Genomic DNA, 22,651 nt, shown 5'->3' with positions numbered 1-22,651 from the left:
GAATCGGACTGCCGCCTGAAGTCTATGGGGCGCGGCGCGCGCCGAGGCAGGCGTGTTCGGGTGATTCGCGGGGCGAGTGGGAGTATGGGACGTGTGACTGCGTACATTCTCGACGGCAAGGCCGTGGCCGCCCAGATCAAGTCCGAACTCGCGACCCGCGTGGCGGTGCTCGCCGAGCAGGGGATCGTGCCCGGTCTGGGCACCGTCTTGGTCGGTGACGATCCGGGGAGCCATTGGTACGTCGGTGCCAAACACCGCGACTGCGCGGAGATCGGGATCCGTTCGATCCGCGTCGACCTGCCCGCCACGGCGACGCAGGCCGAGGTCGAGGCCGCCGTCGACCGGCTCAACGCCGACCGCGACTGCACCCTCTACATCGTCCAGCTGCCGCTGCCGAAGGGCCTCGATGAGAATGCGGTGATCGGCCGGATCGACCCCGCCAAGGACGCCGACGGCCTGCATCCGACCAATCTCGGCTGGCTCGTCCTGGGCGAGCCGGCGCCGCTGCCGTGTACCCCGCGCGGCATCATCGAGCTGCTGCGCCGCCACGAGGTGCCCATCGAAGGTGCGCATGTCGCGGTCGTCGGCCGGGGCATCACCGTCGGCCGTCCGATGGGACTCATGCTGACCCGGCGCAGCGAGAACGCCACGGTCACGCTGTGCCACACCGGCACCCGCGATCTCGCTGAAGAGGTGCGCCGCGCCGACATCGTCATCGCGGCGGCGGGCGTGCCGGGGATCATCACCGCCGACATGGTCAAGCCGGGCGCGGCGCTGCTCGACGTGGGGGTCAGCCGTGACGAGAACAACGCCATCGTCGGCGATCTGCACCCGGACGTGTACGAGGTCGCCGGCTGGGTCGCTCCGAATCCCGGCGGTGTCGGGCCGATGACGCGCGCCATGCTGTTGGCCAATGTCGTCGACGCCACCGAGCAGGCCGTGGGTCGCGTCGGCGGCGTGCCGGGGGACTCGCTGTGAGCCAGGGCGGGCCGTCGCTGTTGCGGGTGCCGCGCACCTACGGGACGCGCGTCTATGTGGTGCTGCTCGCGCTGGTGCTGCTCGGGCTCGCGCTGGTGGCCCTCGGGTATTGGCGCCGGGGCATCGTCGTCGTCGGCGGGTCGTTCGTCATCGCGGCGCTCGTGCGGACGGCACTGTCCGACGAACAATCCGGTCTGCTGGCAGTGCGGGGCAAGACCTTCGACGTCGCCTGGACGTCCTTCGTCGGCGTGGCGCTAATCGTGCTCGGCCTGGCCGTCCCCGGAGTCCCGGCCCCGTAGGGACCGGCCGCAGACCTGGCGGGCGTCGCGGCGCAGGACGGCGGCTCCGGCGGTCGCGGCCAGGAGCGAGGCCAGCAGGACGGCCGCTTTCGCGGCATCGCGCTCGGCACCGCTCGGGAAGGACAGCTCGGCGATGAGCAGGGAGACCGTGAAGCCGATGCCGGTCAACAGGCCCACGCCGACCAGCTCGCGCATCCCGATGCCCGGCGGCAGGCTTAGCGAAGTGAACCGGGTCACCAGCGCGGTCGTCCCCAGCACGCCCACGACCTTGCCGAGCGCCAGCGCGGTCAGGACGGCGATGGCCACCGGCGAGGTCAGGACGTCCAGGACGTCGCCGGCGGGAACGACGACCCCTGCGGCGCAGAACGCGAACAGCGGCAGCGCGATCCCCGACGACCACGGCTGGAGCCGTTCGGCCCAGCGCTGCGCGCGTCCCGTCGCCGCCGGAACCGTCAGCCCGACGAGGACGCCCGCCACCGTCGCGTGGACTCCGGAGTCGTGCATGAACCACCACGCGGCGGCGGACACGGGCGTGAGCAGCCACCAGCGGGGCCGCGCGGCGCGGGCCAGCAGGCCGCACAGCTCTACCAGGCCCAGGGCCGCCGCCAGCGAGACGAGGTCGACCCGCTCGGTGTAGAAGACCGCGATGACGACGATGGCCAGCAGGTCGTCCACGACCGCCAGCGTCAGCAGGAACACCCGTAGCGCCGGTGGCAGCCCGCGCCCGGCCACCATGAGGACGGCGACCGCGAAGGCAATGTCGGTGGCGGTCGGGATCGCCCAGCCGCCCGGATGATCCGAGATCAGCAGATAGAGCGCGGCCGGTGCGGCCATGCCGCCGACGGCGGCCAGTACCGGCACGGCGGCCTCGCGGGGGCGCGACAGGCTGCCGCAGACCAGCTCATGCTTGAGTTCCAGCCCGACGACGGCGAAGAACACCGTGAGCAGCCCGTCGGAGGCCCACGCGGACACCGGAAGGTCCAGATGCAGGACGGACGGTCCGACGACGGCCGAGACGAGATCGCGGTAGGCACCGACGGCCGGGGAGTTGGCCCACAGCAGCGCCAGCAGGGCGGCACTGAGCAGCAGGGCGCTCGCGGCCCTCTGGTCGGTGGCGAGGCGGTACAGGCGGGTCATGGGACTCCTGGGGTCGTCGGCATCATCGCCGACCAGACTTCCCGGCACACCCGAGACGATTCTAGAGGATGCGGATGGGTGCCCCGAAGGGATTCGCTCGAGGCGTGGGCTTCGAGGCTCCGGCCGCAGGCGGCCTGCGCACCTCAGCCATCGGGACGACCGGTCCCTGAGGTGCGAGCGAGGAACGAGCGAGCCTCGAAGGGACCTACCTGCGGGCGACGGCGTGTGATCGGTTCCATGCGGCCTCGGGGAATGGGTGCGCACCGAGGCGGCTTGACTTGAGGGTGACGACCTGCGACAGCCCCGCCGCGACTCCGGTTTCGGCGACCCATCACCTCGGCCTGGCGCTGCTGGCGCTCGCGATGGGCGGCTTCGCCATCGGCACGACGGAGTTCATGACGATGGGCCTGCTGCCGCAGATCGCCGACGGTATCGGTGAGTCGATCCCGACCGCTGGCCACATCATCACCGCCTATGCGTTCGGCGTGGTCGTCGGCGCCCCGCTACTGGTCGCGCTGGGGGCCAGGCTTCCGCGCCGCGGCCTGGCGGTCGCGCTGGTGCTGGCCCTCGGCGTCGGCAATGCCGTGACGGCGCTCGCGGGCAGTTACGGACCGGTCATGCTGGCGCGGTTCGTCGCAGGCCTGCCGCACGGCGCGTACTTCGGCGTCGCCTCGCTGATCGCGGCCTCCCTGGTGCCGCCGCAGCGGCGCGGGCGCGCGGTCAGCTCGGTCATGCTGGGTCTGTCGGTAGCGACCGTCGCGGGCGTCCCGGCGAGCACCTGGCTGGGTCAGGGATTCGGCTGGCGCAGTGCTTATGGCGTTGTGCTCGCCATCGCGGTGCTCGCCGCCGTGCTCATCGCCTGCTTCGTCCCGGCCACACCGGGCAATCCGGCCGCGACGGTCCGTCAGGAACTGTCGGCCCTGGCACGTCCGCAGGTGCTGGTGGCTGCCCTCACCGGGATGATCGGTTTCGGCGGGGTGTTCGCGATGTACTCCTATGTGGCCCCATTGGTCACCGAGGAGGCGGGCCTGCCCGACGGCTCGGTGCCGCTGTTCCTGCTCGCGTTCGGCATCGGCTCGGTCATCGGCACCTGGGCGGCCGGACGGCTGGCGGACTGGGACGTCTGGCGGTCGGTCGTGCTCGGCTTCCTTTCCTCGGTCGTCACGCTGGTACTCGTCGTGCCGCTGGCCGGTTCCGCGACGGCTCTGGCACTGCTCGTGTTCGTCGTCGGAGCGCTCGGCTCGCTGCTGGCGATCAACCTCCAGATCCGGCTCATGCACGAGGCCGGCGACGCCGAGATGCTGGGCGCGGCGATCAACCATTCGGCGCTCAACGTCGCCAACGGCCTGGGTGCCTGGTTCGGCTCGGTGGTGATCGCCGCAGGGCACGGCTATCGCGCGCCGAGCCTGGTCGGTGCCGGTCTCGCGCTGGCCGGGTTGCTGATCTTCCTCGCCGGAACCCGCACCCGCCGGTAGCGGCGGGCGGACTTCGAGGCTCGTCGCCCCCTTCGAGGCTCGGCCGCAAGCGGCCTCACACCTCAGGGTCCGCTCCTCGCACCTCAGCCAGCGGGGTGTGAGTACATGTCAGGTCTCAGCCGGGAACCGTCTGGGCACCGGCCTGGGGGCGCAGCCACACGAGGTCCCCGAGGTGCAGGCCGAGCGCCGTGGCTTCCGTGCGGGTCAGCGAAACCTGGACCGGGTCGTCGTGGCGCGGGTCGGTCGGGGTGACCTCCAGGCGCACCTCGAAGCCGACGCGCGTCCACCGGGTGATCGGGCCGGAGGCCACGGCGGCCTGTTCGTAGCGCGAAATCTCGATGTCGTGCGGCCGGATCAGGTCTCCGGCCAGGCGGGTCACCGGGCCGAGGAAGCTCAACACGAACTCACTCGCCGGGCGGTCGTACAGATCATCGGGGGAGCCGACCTGCTCGATGCGGCCTTCGTTGATGACGACGATCTGGTCGGCGACTTCCAGCGCCTCCTCCTGGTCGTGCGTGACGAACACCGTCGTCACGTGGACGTCGTCGTGTAGGCGTCGTAGCCAGTCGCGCAACTCTTTGCGCACCTTGGCGTCGAGGGCACCGAACGGCTCGTCGAGCAGCAGCACGCTCGGCTCGATGGCCAGCGCTCGCGCGAGGGCCATGCGCTGCCGCTGCCCGCCGGACAACTGCGCGGGTAGCCGGTCGGCCCATTGCGTCAGGTGGACCAACTCCAGCAGTTCGTCCACCCGCGCGGCGATCTCGGCCTTCGGGCGTTTACGGATCTCCAGGCCGAAGGCGATGTTGCGGCGCACGCTGAGATGCTTGAAGGCTGCGTAGTGCTGGAAGACGAAGCCGACATTGCGCCGCTGCACCGGCAGCGCGGTCGCATCGGTTCCTTCGATGACCACTCGTCCTCCGGGGTCGGCCTCCTCCAGCCCGGCGATGACGCGCAGCAGTGTGGACTTGCCGCCGCCGCTCGGTCCGAGCAGAGCGGTGAGCTGTCCGGTGGGGATGGTCAGGTTGATGTCAGTCAGTGCGGCGAAGTCCCCGAAGGACTTGCTGACGCCGGCGATCTCGATGCTCACTGGTGGGACTCCTGGGGGCGAAGGACGGTGACGACGATGAGGGCCAAGACGGCCAGGGCGACCAGCACGAGTGCTGCGGCGTAGGCGGACGCCTCGTTGAAGGAGCTGTATTCGTTCTGGATGAGCAAGGTGGCGGTCTCGCCGTTGAACTCCGCGCCGCGGCTGACGATGCGTATTGCGCCGAACTCGCCGATCGCGCGGGCGGCGCTGAGGACCACGCCGTAGACAACCGCCCAGCGGATCGTGGGCACGGTGATGCGCCAGAAGGTCTGCCAGCCGGAAGCGCCGAGGCTGCGCGCGGCGGTTTCGGCGTCCTCGCCGACCTCCTCCAGTACGGGGATCACCTCGCGGATCACGAGGGGAAGGCTGACGAAGGCGGTCGCCATGACCAGGCCGGGTGTGGAGTTGATGATGCGCAGCCCGACCACCTGCAAGACGTCGCCGAACAGGCCGAGCGAGGTGCTGTAGGTCAAGACGATGGCGAGGCCCACGACGACCGGCGACACGCTCATCGGTAGGTCGACCAGCACCGACAGCGCACGGCGGCCGGGGAAGCGGTGGCGTACGAGTAAGAGGGAGATGCCGACACCGAAGAGCGTGTTGATGACGACGGCCCAGAACGAGACGGTCAGGGTCAGGTTGAAGGCGTAGACCGCCGCCGGATCGCTCAGCCTCTCCCACAGCGGACCGATTCCGCCGGGCTTGCCGTCGGTCGGGTCGAAGGCGCGCTGCACCACGACCGACACCGGCCAGACGACGAGGAAGAACAGGTAGGCCACGACCACGAACCGCAGCGTGTAGGCGAGCGGTCGGGAGCGGTGGGTGATGTTAGCCACGGGCGGCCACCTTCCGTGCGAGGACGTCGAGGGCCACGATGACGACGACCGCGACGAGTAGCAGCAAGACCGCCACCGAAGCGGCTGCGGCCTGCTGATCGCCCTCGATGTATTTGAGGATCTTGAGTGAGGCGACCTCGGTGTGGCGCGGCTGGTTGCCCGCGATGAGGACCAGTGAGCCGAACTCGCTGATCGCGCGGGCGAAGGCCAGGGAGGCACCCGCAGTGATCGCCGGGGCGAGGCTCGGCAGGACGATGCGGCGCAGTGTCGTGGCGCGTGAGGCACCGAGGGAGGCAGCAGCCTCCTCCACGTCGGCGTCTAGTTCCAAGAGCACCGGCTGCACGGTCCGTACGACGAACGGCAACGTGACGAACAGCAGGGCCAGGAAGATGCCTTGGCGGGTGTTGACCACATTGAGGCCGACCGGGCTGTGCGGTCCGTACAGGCTCAGTAACACCAGGCCCGCGACGATGGTCGGCAGCGCGAAGGGCAGGTCGATGACGACTTCCAGCGCGCGCTTGCCCCAGAAGCGATCGCGCACGAGTACCCACGCGATGACCGTGCCCATGACGACGTTGACGACGGTGACCAGGGCCGCCTCGGCCACGGTCAGCCGGATGGCTGCGGCGGTGTCGCCGTCGGTCAGCGTCGCGACGAAGGTGCTCCAGCCCCCCTCGGTCGCGGCGATGACGACGGCCGCGAGCGGGATGAGGACCAGCAGGCTGAACCAGACCACCGCCAGCCCGAGGCCCAGGCCGGAGGCCGGGGTCAGTGTCGAGCGGCGCTGCCGGCGGCGGGGACGGACCTCCGCCCCCGCCGCACGGCTCTCGGTGCTCAGACTCACCCCTGGGCCGCCTGATCGCGCAACTGCTTGATGAGTCCGCCGTCTTCGGCGAAGAACTTCTCGTTGACCGCGTCCCAGCCGCCGAAGTCGTCGGCGATGGTCAGCAGCCGGTCCGGCTGGGGGAACGGGTCGGCCGGGTCGTTGGCACCCTCGACCTCGACGTCGATGCCGTCGATCACCGGGCGGAAGCCCTTCTTGGCGAATTCGGTCTGACCGGTCTTGCTGAGGACGAAGTTCAGCCAGGTGGTCGCGGCTTCCGGGGCGTCCTTGAGCACGGTGCCGGGGTTCTCGATGAGCAGCGTGTCGTCGGGAACGATGTAGTCGTAGGCCTTCCCGTTCTGGCGTGCGAGGATCGCCTCGTTCTCGTAGCTGATGAGCACGTCGTACTCGCCGGTGTCGAAGGCGGTCGTCGCCTCGCGGCCGCTCGCGGACCACTGGTCGACGTTGCCGAAGATGTCCACGAGGAAGCTGTTGGCCTCCTCCTCGGACTTGCCCTGGGCGATGGCGTGACCGTAGGCACCGAGGATGTTCCAGCGCGCGGCACCGGAGGAGTCCGGGTCGGGCGTGACGATGGAGATGTCGTCGCGGGTCAGGTCGTCCCAGCCGGTGATGTTCTTCGGGTTGCCCTCGGGGACGACGAGGACGACGACCGAGCGCGACACGATGCCCTGGTTGTCGTTGTCCTTCCAGTTCTCGTCGATCAGCCCGGCGTCGACGAGGCGGGTGACATCGCCTTCGAGGGAGAAGTGGACGTAGTCGGCGATCTCCGGATCAGCCTCGACCTTGCGGCTCTGATCGCCCGAGGCACCGTAGGAACCCTGGATGTCGATGTTCTTGCCGGCGTCGGTCTCGTGGAACTTCTCCTCGATGGCCTCGTTGGCGGCCTCGGGCACGGCGAAGCCGACGAGGTCCACGGTGGTGGTGTCGGAACTGCCTCCGCCGGCACTGGCGCAGGCGCCGGTGAAGGCGAGCAGGGCGGCGGTGGCCGCAGCGAGCGCGGCGCGATGGGTGCGGCGGGGCCGGATCGGACTCATGGTGCTTCCTGTCGGTTGTCGGCGCCTCGGTGTCGGCGTCGTTCAGCCGGAACACTAGGAACAGTGGTGCCGCTCGGCCCTGCTGTGCCCACGACGTGAAACCGGTCCGCTTCGCGTGCATCCGTGTGCTAGGGCACCCCTGGCTTGTTCGGGTTGTGTGCCGCCTGCCGGTCCCTGAGGTGCGAGTTTGCGAGCCTCGAAGGGACCAGACCGCAGCTCATTTCGAGGCTCGCTCGTTCCTCAGCCAGCGGGTCTATCCGAGCAACTGCCACGTCTCTCCTGCGACACGGCTCCGAGGCTTCGCCGGGACGGAGAAAGGGTTACCTTTCTTGAATTGTTCAAGAAAAGGCGTAGCGTGGCTCTCGTGACCGTGACCCCTGCTGCCGAAGCGCTCTTGCGCGAGGTCGGCTTGCGGGTGACCCGCCCGCGCGTCGCGGTGATGAGCGCCGTCAACGCCCACCCCCATGCCGACACCGACACCGTCATCAGCGTCGCCCGCGAGGAGCTTCCCGAGGTCTCCCACCAGGCGGTGTACGACTCCCTCGCCGCGCTGACTGCCGCTGGACTCGTCCGCCGTATTCAGCCCACCGGCTCGGTGGCGCGGTACGAGTCGCGCGTCGGCGACAACCATCACCATGTTGTCTGCCGATCCTGCGGTGCCATCGCCGATGTCGACTGTGCGGTCGGCCCGGCCCCCTGCCTGACCCCGTCCCATGACCACGGCTATCTCATTGACGAAGCCGAGGTCATCTATTGGGGCTTGTGCCCCTCGTGCCTTTCCCGGACCCCATCCGCCTGACCCACGAAGAGAGAAGAGAAGGATCGACATGGCCGAGCACAATGCCGACCGGCACAACACAGAACTTGGCGACCTCAACGACCCGAGCAACGAGGGTCGTTGCCCCGTCGCTCGCGGCGCGAAGTACCCCGCCGAGAGCGGTAGCAGCAACCGAGGCTGGTGGCCCGACCGCCTCAACTTGAAGATTCTCGCCAAGAACCCCGACGTCGCCAACCCGCTTGGCAGGGATTTCGACTACAAGGCCGCCTTCGAGGCGCTCGACCTGTCGGCAGTCAAGGCCGACATTGCCGCGATCCTCACCGACTCGCAGGACTGGTGGCCGGCAGATTTCGGCAACTACGGCCCGCTCCTGATCCGCATGGCTTGGCACTCTGCGGGCACCTACCGTGTCCAGGACGGCCGCGGCGGTGCCGGTGCCGGCCAACAGCGCTTCGCCCCGCTCAACAGCTGGCCTGACAACGGCAACCTCGACAAGGCCCGCCGCCTGCTGTGGCCGGTCAAGAAGAAGTACGGCCAGTCGATTTCGTGGGCTGACCTGATGATTCTCGCGGGCAACGTCGCGCTGGAGGAGATGGGTTTTGAGACCTTCGGTTTCGCCGGTGGCCGCGAGGACGTCTGGGAGCCGGACGAGGATGTCTACTGGGGTCCGGAGACCGAGTGGCTCGGCGGCGAGGAGGGCGGCAAGCAGCGCTACTCCGGCGAGCGCGACCTGGAGAACCCGCTCGCGGCGGTGCAGATGGGTCTCATCTACGTCAACCCCGAAGGCCCCGAGGGTGTCCCCGACCCGCTGGCCTCGGCGCGAGACATCCGCGACACCTTCGGCCGCATGGGCATGACTGACGAGGAGACGGTCGCGCTGATCGCCGGCGGTCACACCTTCGGCAAGACTCACGGTGCCGGCCCGGCCGAGCTGGTCGGTCCGGAGCCAGAAGGTGCGTCGATCGAAGAGCAGGGCTTCGGCTGGAAGTCGAGTTATGGCACCGGTAAGGGTGCCGACACCATTACGTCGGGCTTGGAGGTCACCTGGACCTACCACCCGACGCGCTGGGACAACGAGTTCTTCCACATCCTGTACGCCTACGAGTGGGAATTGACCGAGTCGCCGGCCGGGGCGAAGCAGTGGCGTCCCAAGGACGGCGCGGGCAGCGATATGGTGCCCGCCGCCCACGGCACCGGCAGCCAGGAGCCGCGCATGCTCACCTCCGACCTTGCGCTGCGTTTCGACCCGGTCTACGGGGAGATCTCCCAGCGCTTCAAGGATGACCAGCAGGCGTTCTCCGATGCCTTCGCGCGGGCCTGGTTCAAGCTCACGCACCGCGACATGGGGCCGGTGGCGCGTTACCTGGGTCCGGAGGTCCCGGCCGAGGCGCTGCCGTGGCAGGACCCGCTGCCGGCTGCCGAGGGCGAGCCGATCAGCGAGGCCGACATCGCCGCGCTCAAGGAAGCCATTGCCGCGACCGGCCTGAGCGTCGCCGACCTGGTCACGACGGCCTGGGCCTCGGCGGCGTCGTTCCGCAACAGCGACATGCGCGGCGGTGCCAACGGTGCGCGGGTGCGTCTGGAGCCTCAGATCGGTTGGGAGGCCAACAACCCCGGTGAGTTGCGCCGCGTTCTGGGTGTCCTGGAGGGTGTCCAGGCCGACTTCAACGGTGCCGGCGGAGCACAGGTGTCGCTGGCCGACGTCATCGTGCTGGCCGGCAACGTGGGCATCGAGCAGGCGGCCAGGGCGGCCGGGCACGACCTCACGGTGCCGTTCACGCCCGGCCGGGTCGACGCGGTGGCCGAGCAGACCGATGTCGACTCCTTCGCGTGGCTCGAGCCGAAGGCCGACGGTTTCCGCAACTACTACGGCAAGGGCAACCGCCTCCCGGCCGAATACCTGCTGGTCGACAAGGCCAACCTGCTGGGTCTGAGCGCCCCGGAGATGACCGTGCTCGTCGGTGGCCTGCGGGTGCTCGGCGCGAACTACGACCGGTCCTCGCTCGGCGTGCTGACCGACAACCCCGGCACGCTGACCAACGACTTCTTCGTCAACCTGCTCGACATGGGGGTGACGTGGTCGTCGGTCGACGAGGACCAGGCGGTTTTCGAGGCGCGCGATGCCTCCGGCCAGGTGCGCTGGACCGGCAGCCGGGCTGATCTGGTCTTCGGCTCGAACTCCGAGTTGCGGGCGCTGGCCGAGGTCTACGCCAGTGACGACGCGCAGGACAAGTTCGTGACGGAGTTCGCCCGTGCCTGGGCCAAGGTCATGGACGCCGACCGCTTCGACCTGCGTTGACATCCGCCTCAGGGACCGGGTGGTGCCCGGTCCCTGAGGCGCGTAGGCCGCTTGCGGCCGAAGCCGGGTCCTGAGGTGCCGCGACGAAGGAGCGGCCTCGAAGGGCGAAGGAACCCAGGCAGCGGGCCGTTGTTGCGGGGGTGCCGTGACCTGGATCACCGCCGGGCCGTTAGATGGGATCGTGGACACGAATATCTCGCGCCGCTCACTGATCCGTGGCGGCTTCCTCGGTGCCGCCGTCGTTGTCGTCGGAAGTCAGGTGCTCGGCCCGCGTTCGGCGCAGGCGGTCTCCCCGGCACGGGTCAACGCGCGGATCGCCGCCCGCTCGACGACCCTGTCGACCTTCCGCATCGGCGAGCCGGACTCGAACGGCTACAGCAGCGTTGTCATCGGCCCGCCGGAGGAGCGCGTGGTGCGTACCGATCTGGGGGCGCAAGCCGGAGCCTCGCGCGCGACGACGCGCACCCACAAGGCGACCTTCGTGCAGTTCACCGATGTCCACATCATCGATCACCAATCGCCCGCACGCCTGGAGTTCGCCGACCGGTACGACGATCCGGGCACGACGGGCATCCCGGCCATCGGCCTGTTCACCTCGGCCTACCGGGCGCAGGAGATGCTCACCGCGCACGTCGCTGATGCGATGGTGCGCGCGGTCAACGACCTGGGCGTCGGCCCGGTGCTCGGTCAGCCGCTGGAGTTCATGATCGAGACCGGCGACAACTCCGACAACAGTCACTACAACGAGATCCGCTGGAACATCGACATCCTCGACGGCGGCCCGGTCACCCCCGACAGCGGTGACGACGCGAAGTACGAGGGCGTCATGGATCAGGAGGTTCTCAGTTACGACACCCACTACTGGCATCCCGACGGCACGCCCGCGGAGTCGCTCAAGGGCGACGACATCTATCGCGCCGACCACGGCTTCCCGTTGGTTCCGGGTCTGCTCGACGCCGCGCGGGCGACCTTCGAGGCGCAGGGGTTGTCGATTCCGTGGTACAGCGTCTTCGGCAATCACGACGGCATGTGGCAGGGCACCTTCCCGACACAGACGATGCCCGGTCCGTTCCTGGCCACTGGGTCGCTCAAGGTCTACTCGATCCCGGCCGGTGTGACACCCGCCGATGCCGTCGACGCGCTCACCGATCTGGCCGGCGGCGACCCGTCGGCGCTGCTCGGCCTGCTCGGGGACGACCTGACCTCGCTGCCGGGTGTGCGGCTGGTCACCGCCGATGAGAACCGCCGGATGCTGAATCGCCAGGAGGTCGTGACGGAGTATTTCGACACCACCGGGGAGCCGGTCGGGCACGGCTACACCGACGAGAACCGCAGCAACGGCACCGCCTACTACACCTTCGACCACGGTGACTTCCGCATGATCGCGATGGACACCGTCAACCGCAACGGCTACTCCGACGGCTCGCTCGATCAGGCGCAGTTCGACTGGATCAAGGCCACCATCGAGGCCACCACCGACAAGGCGATCATCCTGTTCAGCCACCACACGGCCGACTCGATGGGCAATGTGCTCGTGGCGACCGGTCTCGACCTCGACGCTCCACGAGTGTCGGGCGACGACCTGGTGGAGTTTCTGCTCACGCAGCCGCGAGTCATCGCCTGGGTCAACGGGCACACCCACAAGAACCGGGTGTTCGCCCACGCCCGCTCGGACGGCACGGGCGGGTTCTGGGAGATCAACACCGCCTCGCATGTGGACTTCCCGCAGCAGTCGCGGGTCGTCGAGATCGCCGACAACCTCGACGGCACCTGGTCGATCTTTGCCACGCTTCTCGATCACGCGGCACCGGCGGCCTTCGACGGCGACCTGAACAACCCGGTCTCGTTGGCGGCGCTGAGCCGCGAGTTGTCGGCCAACGACCCGCAGGGCGGGCAGGAGGCCGGCCTCGGCGGGGACGATTCACGCAATCTGGAGTTGCTGATCCAGGCGCCGCCGGGCGTGCCGACGGTCGATATCGAGGTGCCGACTGAGGTGCCCGGGGAGCAGCCGAGCCTCGGCGGAGGCGGTGGCACGGTCCAGGCCGACAGCGGCGTGTTACCGAACACCGGTGCGCCGGCGCTGCTGCTGGGTGCGGCGGCAGGTATGGCCGCGACGGCGGTCGGCCAGGCCGCTCACAAGCACGCCAAGTGGAGCGCCCCCGGCGAAGCCTGACGCCCGGCGCCCTGAGCGGGTCCCTTCGAGGCTCGGCCGCAGGCAGCCCCGCACCTCAGGGACCGAGCGAATCCGGTCCTTGAGGCGCGACGAGCCGGATCCTGAGGTGCCGCGACGAAGGAGCGGCCTCGAAGGGCGAAGGGACCTCGGCAGCTGGTCTGTGTCGTCTCGCCTACAGTGGCGGCGTGTCGAGTGGCTCTATCGCGCAGAAGCTGCGTGCTGTGGTCGTGCTGGCGGTCGTCGCCGTGGTGTGTGTCCAGGTCTACGGGGTGACCGTCGTGTCGATTCCGCCCGAGTCGGCACCCCCCGCAGCCCGCTCGTTGGGCCTGGCGGTGATCCCGGCTTATCTGGAGGAGGAGTGGAAGCTCTTCGCGCCTAATCCGGTCGGCTTGGACCGCAATCTCCTGGTGCAGGCGGCGTGGCGTGACGGCGACACGGTTGTCGAGGGGGAGTGGCTCGACCTGACCGCTATCGACAACACCGTGGTCGCTCATGCGGTCGGCGCGCCGCGCTCGGCGTACCTCACGTCGCGCATGGCCGGCGCTATCGATGCGTCGTGGGCGAACGCGGGCAACAAAGTCAAGGCTGCGGTGCGAGACGAGTCCTCGCCCGAGGAGCCGCTGTCGGTCGATGACTTGCGTGAGGCGCTGCTGGCGGCCGAGGCTACCGAAAGGGCCGCCGAGGTGATCGGCGACTTCGACCTGGCGACCGTCACCTACGCGACCGACGCGGTGCGAACCCTCGAACCGGATCACGGTGAATTGGTTGCCGTTCGTTATGCGACGCGGGTCAGCAGCGTGCCGAAGTGGCAGCGGCGCGACGTCCAGGACAAGACCGGTGGTTCCATCGCGGCCGGGCCGTGGCGGCTGCCGGCTCAGGATGATCCTGACCGTAGGGCCGCAGTGGCCTCGTACTTGGAGCGTCACCGGTGAGGGCACTGTGGCAGGGCGTCGACTGGCTGGTAGCGACGCTGACGACCCGTCGGTGGTCGACCTACGGCCTGGCCGCCACGCGCATCATGCTGGGGTTCACCATTGGTATCCAGTTGGTCGTGGGTTTTGTCGACCGCCAGTACATCTGGGGGGTCGGCCAGCGATGGGCTGAGTCCACTCATGATCGCCAGGCGGTCCTCGCCTGGGTGCCGTGGCTGCCGGCCGCGCCTGCGTGGGTGACCGATGCCGCAGTGCTCGTATCGATCCTGACGTCGGTCGCGCTCTTGCTGGGCTGGCACACACGCTGGTCGTGTGTCGCCTCGTTCGTCATGTGGACCGTGATGATCGAGGCATCGCCGATGCTGCGCTCGGGCGCGGAGGACGTGGTTCGTCTGGTACTGCTCTACCTATGCTTCAGCGACAGTGGCGCGGTGGCCTCGCTCGACGCCCGCCGCCGGGCTGCCGAGGCGCGCAGGGGTGAGTCACGGCTGCCGAGGGCCGAATGGCTGGTGATCCTCTTCAACAACGCGGCGGTCGTGATGATCGCTCACCAGATCGTCATGGTCTATGTCGGCTCGGCCCTGTGGAAGATCGACGGACCGACCTGGAGGGACGGCACGGCGGTCTACTATCCGCTGCAGGTCAACCAGTACTCCCCGTGGATCGGTGAGTTCGACTGGCTGTACACGTGGTCGCCGTTCGTCCACGCCGCCACCTGGAGTGCGATGGTGATCCAGTTCACCTTCCCACTGCTGCTGTTCACTCGTCGTACCCGCATCCTTGGCTTCGTGCTCATCACGGGAACCCACCTGGGCATCGGAGTCCTCTTGGGCCTCATGTACTTCTCCTTGGCGATGATCGCCGCCGACGCGGTGCTCATCAGCGACGAATCCTGGCGGCGGGCGGCGGCCGGTTTACGCCGGTATTGGAGGCGTCGACGCCGATCAGGAGACCTTCTGTGACGGAGGCAACAGGCACGCAAGTCTGATCGGGGGGGGGGTGACCTTGAGAATGTGGTTAGAATGTCTATCGGAACATCACGTCTACGTGTGGTGTTTCGTCCCAAACGTGGGCGGGAGATGAGAACCGTCGCCCGCATTCGTGCAAGTAAGCAACACGAGGAGCCCTCTCGGATGAAGAACATTGGCAAGAAGGTGATTGGCGCCGGCGTCGCGACGCTGCTCGTCACTACGGCCGCCAGCCTGAACGCTGGTGCGGCCACCGTGACGGACTATCGGTCGTACGCGGAGGCGCAGTACATCAGCGGCTCCGGCTCGCTGCTCGGCGACAACCTGACCGACCCGCTGATCGACACGCTGGCGGAGGGCGAGGCCGACAACGGCGGCGCGGATCCGACGACCGGTGCCTGGGCGCTGGTTGACACCGAGAACGGCACCGAGGAGACCTCGGGTCCCTACTGGGCCTCGGGCGCGCTGAACGAACTCGCCGCTCTGACCGGCCCGCTCGGTGACGCTCTCGGCTCCACGGGCGTCGGCGTCATCGGTAGTTACGCCTACGCGAACCAGAACTACTCCCACGGTGCCTCGGGCCTCGTGACCAACGAGGGCGCGGTCAACGTCGACAGCGCGAGTGCCGACGAGCCGGCCAACGCGACCCTGTCTCTGACCGGTTCGGGCATGCCGCTGGAGGCGCTCAACGACGTCGCGAACGTCACGGTCGACCTCGGTGCCGCCGCTTCTTCTGCTGAACTGACCGGTTACAGCCAGACCAAGCCCGATAGCGCCGACGAGGCCGTGCTCGATTACGGCATCAGCGGTGGCGGTCTGGACATCGAACTCAACGCCCTGCAGACGCTCGGTAGTGCCATCAACGACCAGATCAGCATCCTCGACACGCTGACCACGATCGACGGCGGCGCGCTGGGCAGCATCAGCGTGACGGGCATCGACGACATCACCAGCGCCCTGGCGAACAGCACCGATGGTGCGGTCGATATCAACATCATCGGCGACGACGCGGGTCTGATCTCGGTCGATGTCCCGGCGCTGTTGACCGAGATGGGTCTCGACATCAACTCGCTGCCGCGTAACACCGACCTGCTGCACGTGATCCTGGCCGGTTGCGATGACGTCCCGGAGCTCGTCGAGGCTGGCTGCAACGGCACGCCGGGCCTGCTGGGCCAGGTGGACACCTTCCTGGCGGACCTGACCGACAACCTCACCACCGCGATTGGTGCGGTCGGCCTCACGCTGACCCCGCCGCTCGGTGACCCGGTCGAGATCGATCTTGGAGATCAGCTGTACTCCGCTCTGCTGTCGCCGCTGCAGGATGCGCTCGACACGATCCTGGCGCAGTTGGACGAGCCGCTGGCTGAGGTGGGCGACAACCTCGCCACCGTCACCGACGCCATCACGGACGTGCTCAGCTTGAACGTCAACGTTCAGCACTACGGCACCGCCGACGACGCCGACGAGGGCAACTACGTGACGACGACCACGAGCGAGCGCACCGGCACGGAGGGCGTCTTCTCGATCACTGCGCTGCGTGTGGTGCTGCTGGCTGCGGCCGGTGACTCCCCGCTGTTGAGCCTGAACCTGGCCAACTCGCTGGCCGGCTACAACTGGCTCAACGAGTACGACGACAACACGAACGCGGATGCGGACACCGACACGGATGCCGATGCGGACACCGACACGGATACGGATGCGGATACCGACACGAACGTGAATGCCAATGGTGGTGTGGCCGACCAGTCGGTCGACACGCTGCCGACCACGGGCGCGTCGAACCTCTGGCCGTTCTGGCTGCTGGGCCTGCTCCTGGTGGCTCTCGGTATTGCCGCGATGATCAACGAGAAGCGGCGCGAAGCTGCGCAGCTGCTCGCCTGATCTGCTCGTAGCCTGACCCGATGCCGGCGGCTCCCTTGCGGGGGCCGTCGGCATCGGTCATGTCCGGGCCACCCCGGTCCCTGAGGTGCGAGGAGCTTGCGACGAGCCTCGAAGGGACCTCCCCGCCTCCATGACCTGATGTGACGGCCGCTCACCAACCGACAACTAGGATGAGGACCATGCCCGCTGCGAGTTCCACCGAAGTCTCGGTGACCCGCTGGCAGAGCGGCGTGATGCTGACGGCTGCGGTCGCAGTGGTCCTTCATTCGGTCATCGTCGGGCTGTGGCTCAGCCCGAGCAGCCCGATCCGTGAAAGCGTCGGCGAGAACGCGCTGGCCTCCTACATCAACCCGTACTTCCGTCAGTCGCCCACGACCATCGACCCGGCACTGCAACGTGCTGACGAGGCGCTCAAGGTGCGGGCCACCGTCCTGAACGACACTGGCGAGGAGATTGTCACCGAGTGGATCGACGTCACCGGTGCTCAACTCGGCGCGAGTGGGCTGGCCAGCACCCGCGTGGCGCGCTCGGCCCGAGCGCTGGCGACGAATCTCAACGTCGCGCTCTATTCGATGCCCGATAAGGTGCGCGAGGCGGTCGGGGAGGACATGGCCGACGACGAGGGCCAAAACCGCAGACAAGAACTACACAAGGCCGGAGCGACGCGCTACGACAGCCGAGTCTTCTTCGCCAACTGGACCATGGCCACCCAGTTCGCCACCCTCTACACCCAGGCCACGGCCGACGGCACCGTGCTGCGGGTACAGGTCAAGGTGGGGCTGCGCCGGGTACCCGCCTACGATGACCGGGCCGACGAGACCCTGGCGGACTTGCCGTACGACTGGATCGAACTCGGTTGGCGGGAGGCCCGGCCGGGCAATCAAGAGGCACAGCAAGCATTCGACGACTACGTGGGGAGGTGACGGCAATGCGTGATGCGTGGTGGATCTTCGTCGATGCGGTGATCTCGACCCGCGAGAAGGCCGAACAGTGGCTGTTCGGGCAGCGACACGCGCTCGTCGCTGTCGCATTGTGCCGGATGCTTCTCGGCTTGTCGGTGTTCTTGACTTTGGCGGTCAACTTCGCGGAGCGTTCCCTGTGGGTCGGCAACGCCTCGGTGTGGGCCGAGCCGGCCCGCGACGCCGTGGACTTCCCCGAACTATGGCTCGTGCGCAACGCCACCGACCTCGTCGTCACGGTCATCTACGTCGCGACCATGCTCGCCGCAGTGGCGTTGGTTTTCGGCTGGCGTACCCGCGTGGTCAATGTCGTGACCCTGGTCGGCTTCGTGGCCATCGTCGGCCAGAACCCCATGGTCGGCAATACGAGTGACAACGCGGTCCGGCTCGCGTTGCTGTGGCTGGTGCTCACCAGCGCCGGAGACCGCTGTTCCCTGGACCAGCGGCGTCGTGAACTTCGCGCCGCTGGTGGTGTCGGTCCGCAGGAAGAGTCGTTGCCGCGCTGGCTGAGCGTCAGCCTGCATAACATCGGCCTGCTCGGGCTTGCGGTGCAGACCGTCCTGCTTTACGTCACTGCGGGTCTGGACAAGATCGCGCGAGCTGCCTGGCGCTCAGGCGAGGCGCTGTACTACACGACTCAGCTTCCCGAATACCGGCCGTTCCCGTGGCTGTCCGATCTGGTCTCGGCCAGTCCGGTATTCCTGGCCTTCCTCACCTACGGCGTGCTGCTGAGCCAGCTCTTCTTCGCGCCGCTCATGCTGACTCGCGCCTCACGGGTGGTAGCGGTGACGCTCGCGATCGTGGCGAACGTGTTCTTCGCGGTCGTCTTCGGTGCTGTGCCGGCCGCGCTGGCGATCATCGCAGTTACTCTCGTCGTCTTCCCCGACGACCTGCTGGAGGACCGTGTCGACTGGCTGGCGGAGGTCACCGAGCCGGTGGCGATCAAGCTCGAAGACCTCTGGTTCCGCATCAGCGATCCGTTCGCCGACGCCTGGTACGCCGTCACCGACACGCTGCGCGGCAACAAGCACCAACGCCGCCACTGAGGGCGGGTCCCTTCGCCCAGCGAGGCCGCTCCTGCGTCGCGGCACCTCAGGGACCGCGTGTGCCGAGTCCTGAGGTGTGAGGAGCTTGCGACGAGCCTCGAAGGGCGAAGCCTGCGGTGGTGGGTCATTTCGAGGTGTGCTGCACTCGCACCTCAATGACCAGGTTCCGCCGACCTCGAAGGGGCCTGCCTCAGGAGGACCAGATGGTGACCCGCTCGGCCGGGTCGAGCCACAGGGCATCGCTCTCGGTCACACCGAACGCCTCGTAGAAGGCGTCGATGTTGCGCACGACCTGATTACAGCGGAACTCCGGCGGCGAATGCGGGTCGACGGTGAGGCGCCGCACGGTCTCGGCCGGGCGCACCTTCGCCTGCCAGGCCTGCGCCCACGAGATGAAGAAGCGCTGATCGGGGGTGAGCCCGTCGACCAACTCGTCGCCCGGCTCGGTCATGCGGAAGGCCCGGTAGGCGATGCTCAGGCCGCCGAGATCGCCGATGTTCTCACCGATGGTCAACGCGCCGTTGACCCTCTGGCCGTCCGCGCCCTCCGGCGACAGCGCGTCGTACTGCACGATCAGCGCGGCGGTCAACTTCTCGAAGGCCGCGCGGTCGGCATCGGTCCACCAGTTGCGCAGTGCGCCCGTGCCGTCGTACTGCGAACCCTGGTCGTCGAAGCCGTGGCCGATCTCATGGCCGATGACCGCGCCGATGGCACCGTAGTTGACCGCGTCGTCGGCCTCGGCATGAAAGAACGGCGGCTGCAGGATCGCCGCCGGGAAGACGATCTCGTTCATCGTCGGGTTGTAGTAGGCGTTGACCGTCTGCGGCGTCATGTACCACTCGCCCTTGTCGATGGGGGCACCGATCTTGGCCAGTTCGCGCGCGGTCTCGACGGCCATCGAGCGGCGGGCGTTGCCGAGCAGGTCGGCCGGGTCGGTCTTCAGGGCCGAGTAGTCCTTGAACCGCTCCGGATGGCCGATCTTCGGGGTGAACGCGGCGAGCTTGTCCAGCGCCTTCGCCTTCGTCTCCTCGCTCATCCACGACAGCTCGGAGATCGACTGTCGGTAGGCCTCGATGAGGTTGGCGATCAGCTCGCCCATGCGCTCGCGCGCCGACGCCGGGTACTCGGTGCGCACGTACATGCGGCCGACCGCCTCGCCCATCGCGCTCTCGACGAACGAGACGCCGCGCTTCCAGCGGGGGCGCAGCTCGTCGGTGCCTGACAGGGTGCGCCCGTAGAAGGCGAAGTTCTCCTCGACGACCTCGGACGACAGGTACGGGGCGGCGGCGTGGACGGCGTGCCAGCGCAGCCAGTCCTTCCAGTGCTCCAGCAGGTCGCCCGTCAGCAGCGTCTCCAGGCCCTCCAGGAATGACGGCTGGGAGACGACGACCTCGGTCAGCGTCGCCGGGTCGATCTGCCCGGCCGCCAGCCACGCGGTCAGGTCGAGGGACGGGACGAGAGCCTGCAGGTCCTCGAAGGCGAGCAGGTTGTAGGTCTTCTGCGCGTCGCGGCAGGCCACCCGGTCCCAGTGGTGCGCGGCGATGCGGGTCTCCAGGTCCATGACCCGTTCGGCGCGTGCATCAGAGTCGTCCAGTCCGGCGAGGGCGAACATGCGCGCGATATGGGTGACGTAGGCGGTGCGGATCTCGGCGAAGTCGTCCTCGCGGTAGTAGGACTCGTCGGGCAGGCCGATGCCGCCCTGGAAGGCGTGCGCGATGTAGCGGTCCGGTTGCCCGCGGTCCGGGGCGATGTACAGGCCGAGCACGCCGCTCGTGCCGGTGCGCTCCAGGTCGCCGAGCAGCCGGGTGAAGGCCGGATAGTCGGCGACCTCGGCGATCCGGGCGAGATCGGGCTGCAGTGGTTCGACGCCGAGCGCCTCGATCCGTTCGGTGTCCATGAAGGAGGCGTACAGGTCGCCGATCTTGCGCTCATCCGAACCGGCCAGCGCGTCGCCCTTCGAGGCTCGCTCCGCTCGCACCTCAGGGACCGACGATGCTTCGATCCCTGAGGTGTGAGGGCGCCCCGCGCCCGAGCCTCGAAGGGTCGGAGCTGCGGACTCGATGATCTGGCGGACCTTGGCTTCGGCCTCGTCGACGAGCGTCACGAAGGAGCCGGCGGTCGCGCGGTCGGGGGCAATCTCGGCCGTGGCGAGCCAGCGGCCGTTGACGTGGCGGAAGAGGTCGTCCTGGACGCGAACCTCGGCGTCCAGTTGTGCGATGTCGATGCCCTGGGTCACGCGGTTAGGCTACAGGCGTGCCTCGCCCCCCATTGACCGGTTTGACGGTGCTTCGTGCCGACGCCCTCGCGCCGTCGATGCGCCGAGTGGTGCTGGGCGGCGACGGCTTCGCCGAGGTTGCGGGCCGCTGGCAGGGCTTCACCGACTCGTACGTCAAACTCGCCTTCGCGGTGCCCGGCAGCGACGATCCGGTGCTGCGCACGTACACGGTCCGGCGTTTGGACCCGCAGGCCGGAGAACTGTGGATCGACATCGTCACGCACGGCGACGACGGCTTGGCCGGGCCGTGGGCGCAGCGGGTCCGGCCCGGCGAGGAGATCAGCCTGCGCGGCCCCGGTGGTGCCTACCGTCCCGACCCCGAAGCCGACCATCACCTGTTCGTCGGCGACGAGGCGGCGCTGCCTGCCATCGCGGCGAGCCTGGAGTCACTCGTGCCGGGGCAGCGGGCCACGGCTTTCGTCGAGGTCGACGGCCCCGCCGACGAGCAGCCCGTCGATTCGGCCGGTGATGTCGAGATCATCTGGCTGCACCGCGCGCCCGCCCCGGCCGGCTCGACCGACCTGCTCGACCGCGCGGTGCGGGCGTGGGACTGGCCCGCCGGCCGGGTGCAGGCCTTCGTCCACGGCGAGTCCGCGCTGCTCAAGACCGTGCGCCCCTACCTTGCCAAGGATCGTGCCTTGCCGCGCGTCGACCTGTCGGTGTCGGCCTACTGGCGGCGCGGGGAGACCGAAGAGGGTTTCCGGGCTTGGAAGCAGGCCGAGCGTGCCTGCGGCGATGAGCCGATGTGGCGGCCCGGCCGGTGACCGTCTGGGCGCTCGTGCTTGCCGGCGGCACCGGTTCGCGTTTCGGCAGCGAGCAACCCAAGCAGCTGCTCGATCTCGGCGGGCGCAGCGTGTTCGCGCGGTCGGTGGACGCCCTGGCGGGTCACCGGCGCGTCGATCGGATCGTGCTGGTGACCCATGCGGCCTCGGCGCCGGAGGCCGAGCGGATCGCGGCGGCCGAGCCGAAGGTGGTCTCGGTAGTGGCCGGTGGTGACACGCGCGCGGCCAGCACCCGTGCGGGCCTGGCGGCGGTGCCGGCCTGGGGCGACGACGACCTCGTGCTGGTCCACGACGCGGCCCGTCCGCTGGTGCCCCCGGCCGTCATCGACGCCTGTGTCTCGGCCCTGGACAACAACGACGCGGCGACCCCGGCGCTGGAGTGTGTCGACACCGTGGTCGAGGTCGACGCGGACCGTATGGTGCGCACCATCCAGCGTGCGCGGCTGCGCCGGGTCCAGACGCCGCAGGCCTTCCGAGCCTCGGTCCTATGCCGCGCGCATGCTGCGGACGCCCTCGCGCCGGGGGAGCCGACCGACGACTGCGCGGTCGTGCTGGCGCACGAACCCGGCGCGCGGGTGGTGGTGGTGCCCGGAGACGAGCGCAACCTCAAGATCACCCGTCCCGGCGACCTCGCCCAGGCCCGCCGCTGGCTGACCGATTCCTGAAGCCCCGTTCCCCCTGCGCCGGTCTCTTCGAGGCTTCGACCGCGAGCGGCCTTCGCACTTCAGGGACCGGGACCGGCCGACGCTTCTATGTTTGTCAAGTGGGGGTTTGGTTGAGGGTTCGCCAGATTTCTCGGGCGATGTAGCGGCGGAGGCATCGGCGGATGTCGCGGTCGGTTTTGCCTTGGGCGCGGCGGCGTGTGATG

The 22,651-nt window shown here is 68.7% G+C and carries 19 protein-coding genes; 13 read left to right on the top strand and 6 right to left on the bottom strand.

What is annotated here, in order from left to right:
* The first annotated feature begins 93 nt into the window (after positions 1 to 93).
* Together QM597_RS07145 and QM597_RS07140 are read left to right on the top strand one after the other, a co-directional pair.
* Positions 94 to 978, top strand: a complete 885-nt coding sequence (locus tag QM597_RS07145) for a bifunctional methylenetetrahydrofolate dehydrogenase/methenyltetrahydrofolate cyclohydrolase (RefSeq protein WP_415004179.1) — start codon at positions 94 to 96, stop codon at positions 976 to 978.
* Positions 975 to 1,277 (top strand): DUF3017 domain-containing protein, encoded by a 303-nt coding sequence (locus QM597_RS07140; protein WP_415004178.1) that lies wholly within the window; start codon positions 975 to 977, stop codon positions 1,275 to 1,277. The genes QM597_RS07145 and QM597_RS07140 overlap by 4 nt, the downstream gene beginning before the upstream one ends.
* On the opposite strand, the gene nhaA is transcribed toward QM597_RS07140, so the two are convergent.
* Entirely contained in the window at positions 1,233 to 2,414 is a 1,182-nt protein-coding gene (nhaA, locus tag QM597_RS07135) for a Na+/H+ antiporter NhaA (RefSeq protein ID WP_415004177.1), read from the bottom strand. The two genes, QM597_RS07140 and nhaA, sit on opposite strands and share 45 nt — an antisense overlap.
* A gap of 284 nt (positions 2,415 to 2,698) precedes the next feature.
* Between nhaA and QM597_RS07130 the strand changes: the two genes are divergently transcribed.
* The gene (locus tag QM597_RS07130) at positions 2,699 to 3,889 is read left to right on the top strand and encodes an MFS transporter (protein WP_415004248.1); all 1,191 of its coding nucleotides are present in this window, start codon (positions 2,699 to 2,701) and stop codon (positions 3,887 to 3,889) included.
* Positions 3,890 to 4,004: 115 nt separating this feature from the next.
* Here QM597_RS07130 and QM597_RS07125 read toward each other — a convergent pair whose 3' ends face one another.
* The 4 genes from QM597_RS07125 to QM597_RS07110 are packed head-to-tail and all read right to left on the bottom strand — an operon-like array spanning position 4,005 to position 7,690.
* Positions 4,005 to 4,976: a sulfate/molybdate ABC transporter ATP-binding protein gene (locus QM597_RS07125; protein WP_415004176.1), complete on the bottom strand. Its 972-nt coding sequence runs from the start codon at positions 4,974 to 4,976 to the stop codon at positions 4,005 to 4,007.
* Positions 4,973 to 5,812, bottom strand: coding sequence for a sulfate ABC transporter permease subunit (locus tag QM597_RS07120; RefSeq protein ID WP_415004175.1), 840 nt, complete (start codon positions 5,810 to 5,812; stop codon positions 4,973 to 4,975). Before QM597_RS07120 ends, QM597_RS07125 begins: the two co-directional genes overlap by 4 nt.
* Positions 5,805 to 6,656, bottom strand: a complete 852-nt coding sequence (cysT, locus tag QM597_RS07115) for a sulfate ABC transporter permease subunit CysT (protein ID WP_415004174.1) — start codon at positions 6,654 to 6,656, stop codon at positions 5,805 to 5,807. Before cysT ends, QM597_RS07120 begins: the two co-directional genes overlap by 8 nt.
* Positions 6,653 to 7,690 (bottom strand): sulfate ABC transporter substrate-binding protein, encoded by a 1,038-nt coding sequence (locus tag QM597_RS07110; protein WP_415004173.1) that lies wholly within the window; start codon positions 7,688 to 7,690, stop codon positions 6,653 to 6,655. Before QM597_RS07110 ends, cysT begins: the two co-directional genes overlap by 4 nt.
* A gap of 364 nt (positions 7,691 to 8,054) precedes the next feature.
* On the opposite strand from QM597_RS07110, the gene QM597_RS07105 reads away from it, so the two are divergent.
* The 8 genes from QM597_RS07105 to QM597_RS07070 all read left to right on the top strand — a co-directional run bounded on the left by QM597_RS07105 (position 8,055) and on the right by QM597_RS07070 (position 18,726).
* Complete coding sequence (locus QM597_RS07105) at positions 8,055 to 8,489, top strand: Fur family transcriptional regulator (RefSeq protein ID WP_415004172.1); 435 nt, start codon at positions 8,055 to 8,057, stop codon at positions 8,487 to 8,489.
* Between the two features lie 28 nt (positions 8,490 to 8,517).
* Positions 8,518 to 10,767, top strand: coding sequence for a catalase/peroxidase HPI (gene katG / locus QM597_RS07100; protein WP_415004171.1), 2,250 nt, complete (start codon positions 8,518 to 8,520; stop codon positions 10,765 to 10,767).
* Positions 10,768 to 10,912: 145 nt separating this feature from the next.
* Complete coding sequence (locus tag QM597_RS07095; RefSeq protein ID WP_415004170.1) at positions 10,913 to 12,940, top strand: TIGR03767 family metallophosphoesterase; 2,028 nt, start codon at positions 10,913 to 10,915, stop codon at positions 12,938 to 12,940.
* Between the two features lie 185 nt (positions 12,941 to 13,125).
* Positions 13,126 to 13,872 (top strand): DUF5819 family protein, encoded by a 747-nt coding sequence (locus QM597_RS07090; RefSeq protein ID WP_415004169.1) that lies wholly within the window; start codon positions 13,126 to 13,128, stop codon positions 13,870 to 13,872.
* On the top strand, positions 13,869 to 14,834 hold the full coding sequence (locus QM597_RS07085) for an HTTM domain-containing protein (RefSeq protein ID WP_415004168.1): 966 nt from the start codon (positions 13,869 to 13,871) through the stop codon (positions 14,832 to 14,834). The genes QM597_RS07090 and QM597_RS07085 overlap by 4 nt, the downstream gene beginning before the upstream one ends.
* A gap of 171 nt (positions 14,835 to 15,005) precedes the next feature.
* Entirely contained in the window at positions 15,006 to 16,721 is a 1,716-nt protein-coding gene (locus QM597_RS07080) for a choice-of-anchor G family protein (protein WP_415004167.1), read from the top strand.
* Between the two features lie 179 nt (positions 16,722 to 16,900).
* Positions 16,901 to 17,644, top strand: coding sequence for a DUF5819 family protein (locus tag QM597_RS07075; protein ID WP_415004166.1), 744 nt, complete (start codon positions 16,901 to 16,903; stop codon positions 17,642 to 17,644).
* A 5-nt stretch (positions 17,645 to 17,649) separates the two neighbouring features.
* Complete coding sequence (locus QM597_RS07070) at positions 17,650 to 18,726, top strand: HTTM domain-containing protein (protein ID WP_415004165.1); 1,077 nt, start codon at positions 17,650 to 17,652, stop codon at positions 18,724 to 18,726.
* 190 nt (positions 18,727 to 18,916) lie between these two features.
* Here QM597_RS07070 and QM597_RS07065 read toward each other — a convergent pair whose 3' ends face one another.
* The gene (locus QM597_RS07065; protein ID WP_415004164.1) at positions 18,917 to 20,962 is read right to left on the bottom strand and encodes a M13 family metallopeptidase; all 2,046 of its coding nucleotides are present in this window, start codon (positions 20,960 to 20,962) and stop codon (positions 18,917 to 18,919) included.
* A gap of 17 nt (positions 20,963 to 20,979) precedes the next feature.
* Here QM597_RS07065 and QM597_RS07060 point away from each other — a divergent pair, with 17 nt between their 5' ends.
* Positions 20,980 to 21,765, top strand: a complete 786-nt coding sequence (locus tag QM597_RS07060; protein ID WP_415004163.1) for a siderophore-interacting protein — start codon at positions 20,980 to 20,982, stop codon at positions 21,763 to 21,765.
* A complete protein-coding gene (gene ispD, locus QM597_RS07055) occupies positions 21,747 to 22,448 on the top strand; it encodes a 2-C-methyl-D-erythritol 4-phosphate cytidylyltransferase (protein ID WP_415004162.1) in 702 nt (233 codons plus the stop codon). Before QM597_RS07060 ends, ispD begins: the two co-directional genes overlap by 19 nt.
* The last annotated feature ends 203 nt before the right edge of the window (positions 22,449 to 22,651 follow it).

Source organism: Aeromicrobium sp. (assembly GCF_047607065.1).
Taxonomy (GTDB): domain Bacteria; phylum Actinomycetota; class Actinomycetes; order Propionibacteriales; family Nocardioidaceae; genus Aeromicrobium.
The sequence above is the reverse complement of the archived record's forward strand: the minus strand, read 5'-3'. Positions and strand labels throughout refer to the sequence as shown.

Coding starts and splice junctions, on each gene's coding strand:
- nhaA (WP_415004177.1), bottom strand. CDS start 2,414: ATGACCCGCCTGTACCGCCTCGCCACCGACCAGAGGGCCGCGAGCGCC.
- QM597_RS07110 (WP_415004173.1), bottom strand. CDS start 7,690: ATGAGTCCGATCCGGCCCCGCCGCACCCATCGCGCCGCGCTCGCTGCG.
- katG (WP_415004171.1), top strand. CDS start 8,518: ATGGCCGAGCACAATGCCGACCGGCACAACACAGAACTTGGCGACCTC.
- QM597_RS07080 (WP_415004167.1), top strand. CDS start 15,006: ATGAAGAACATTGGCAAGAAGGTGATTGGCGCCGGCGTCGCGACGCTG.
- QM597_RS07075 (WP_415004166.1), top strand. CDS start 16,901: ATGCCCGCTGCGAGTTCCACCGAAGTCTCGGTGACCCGCTGGCAGAGC.
- QM597_RS07070 (WP_415004165.1), top strand. CDS start 17,650: ATGCGTGATGCGTGGTGGATCTTCGTCGATGCGGTGATCTCGACCCGC.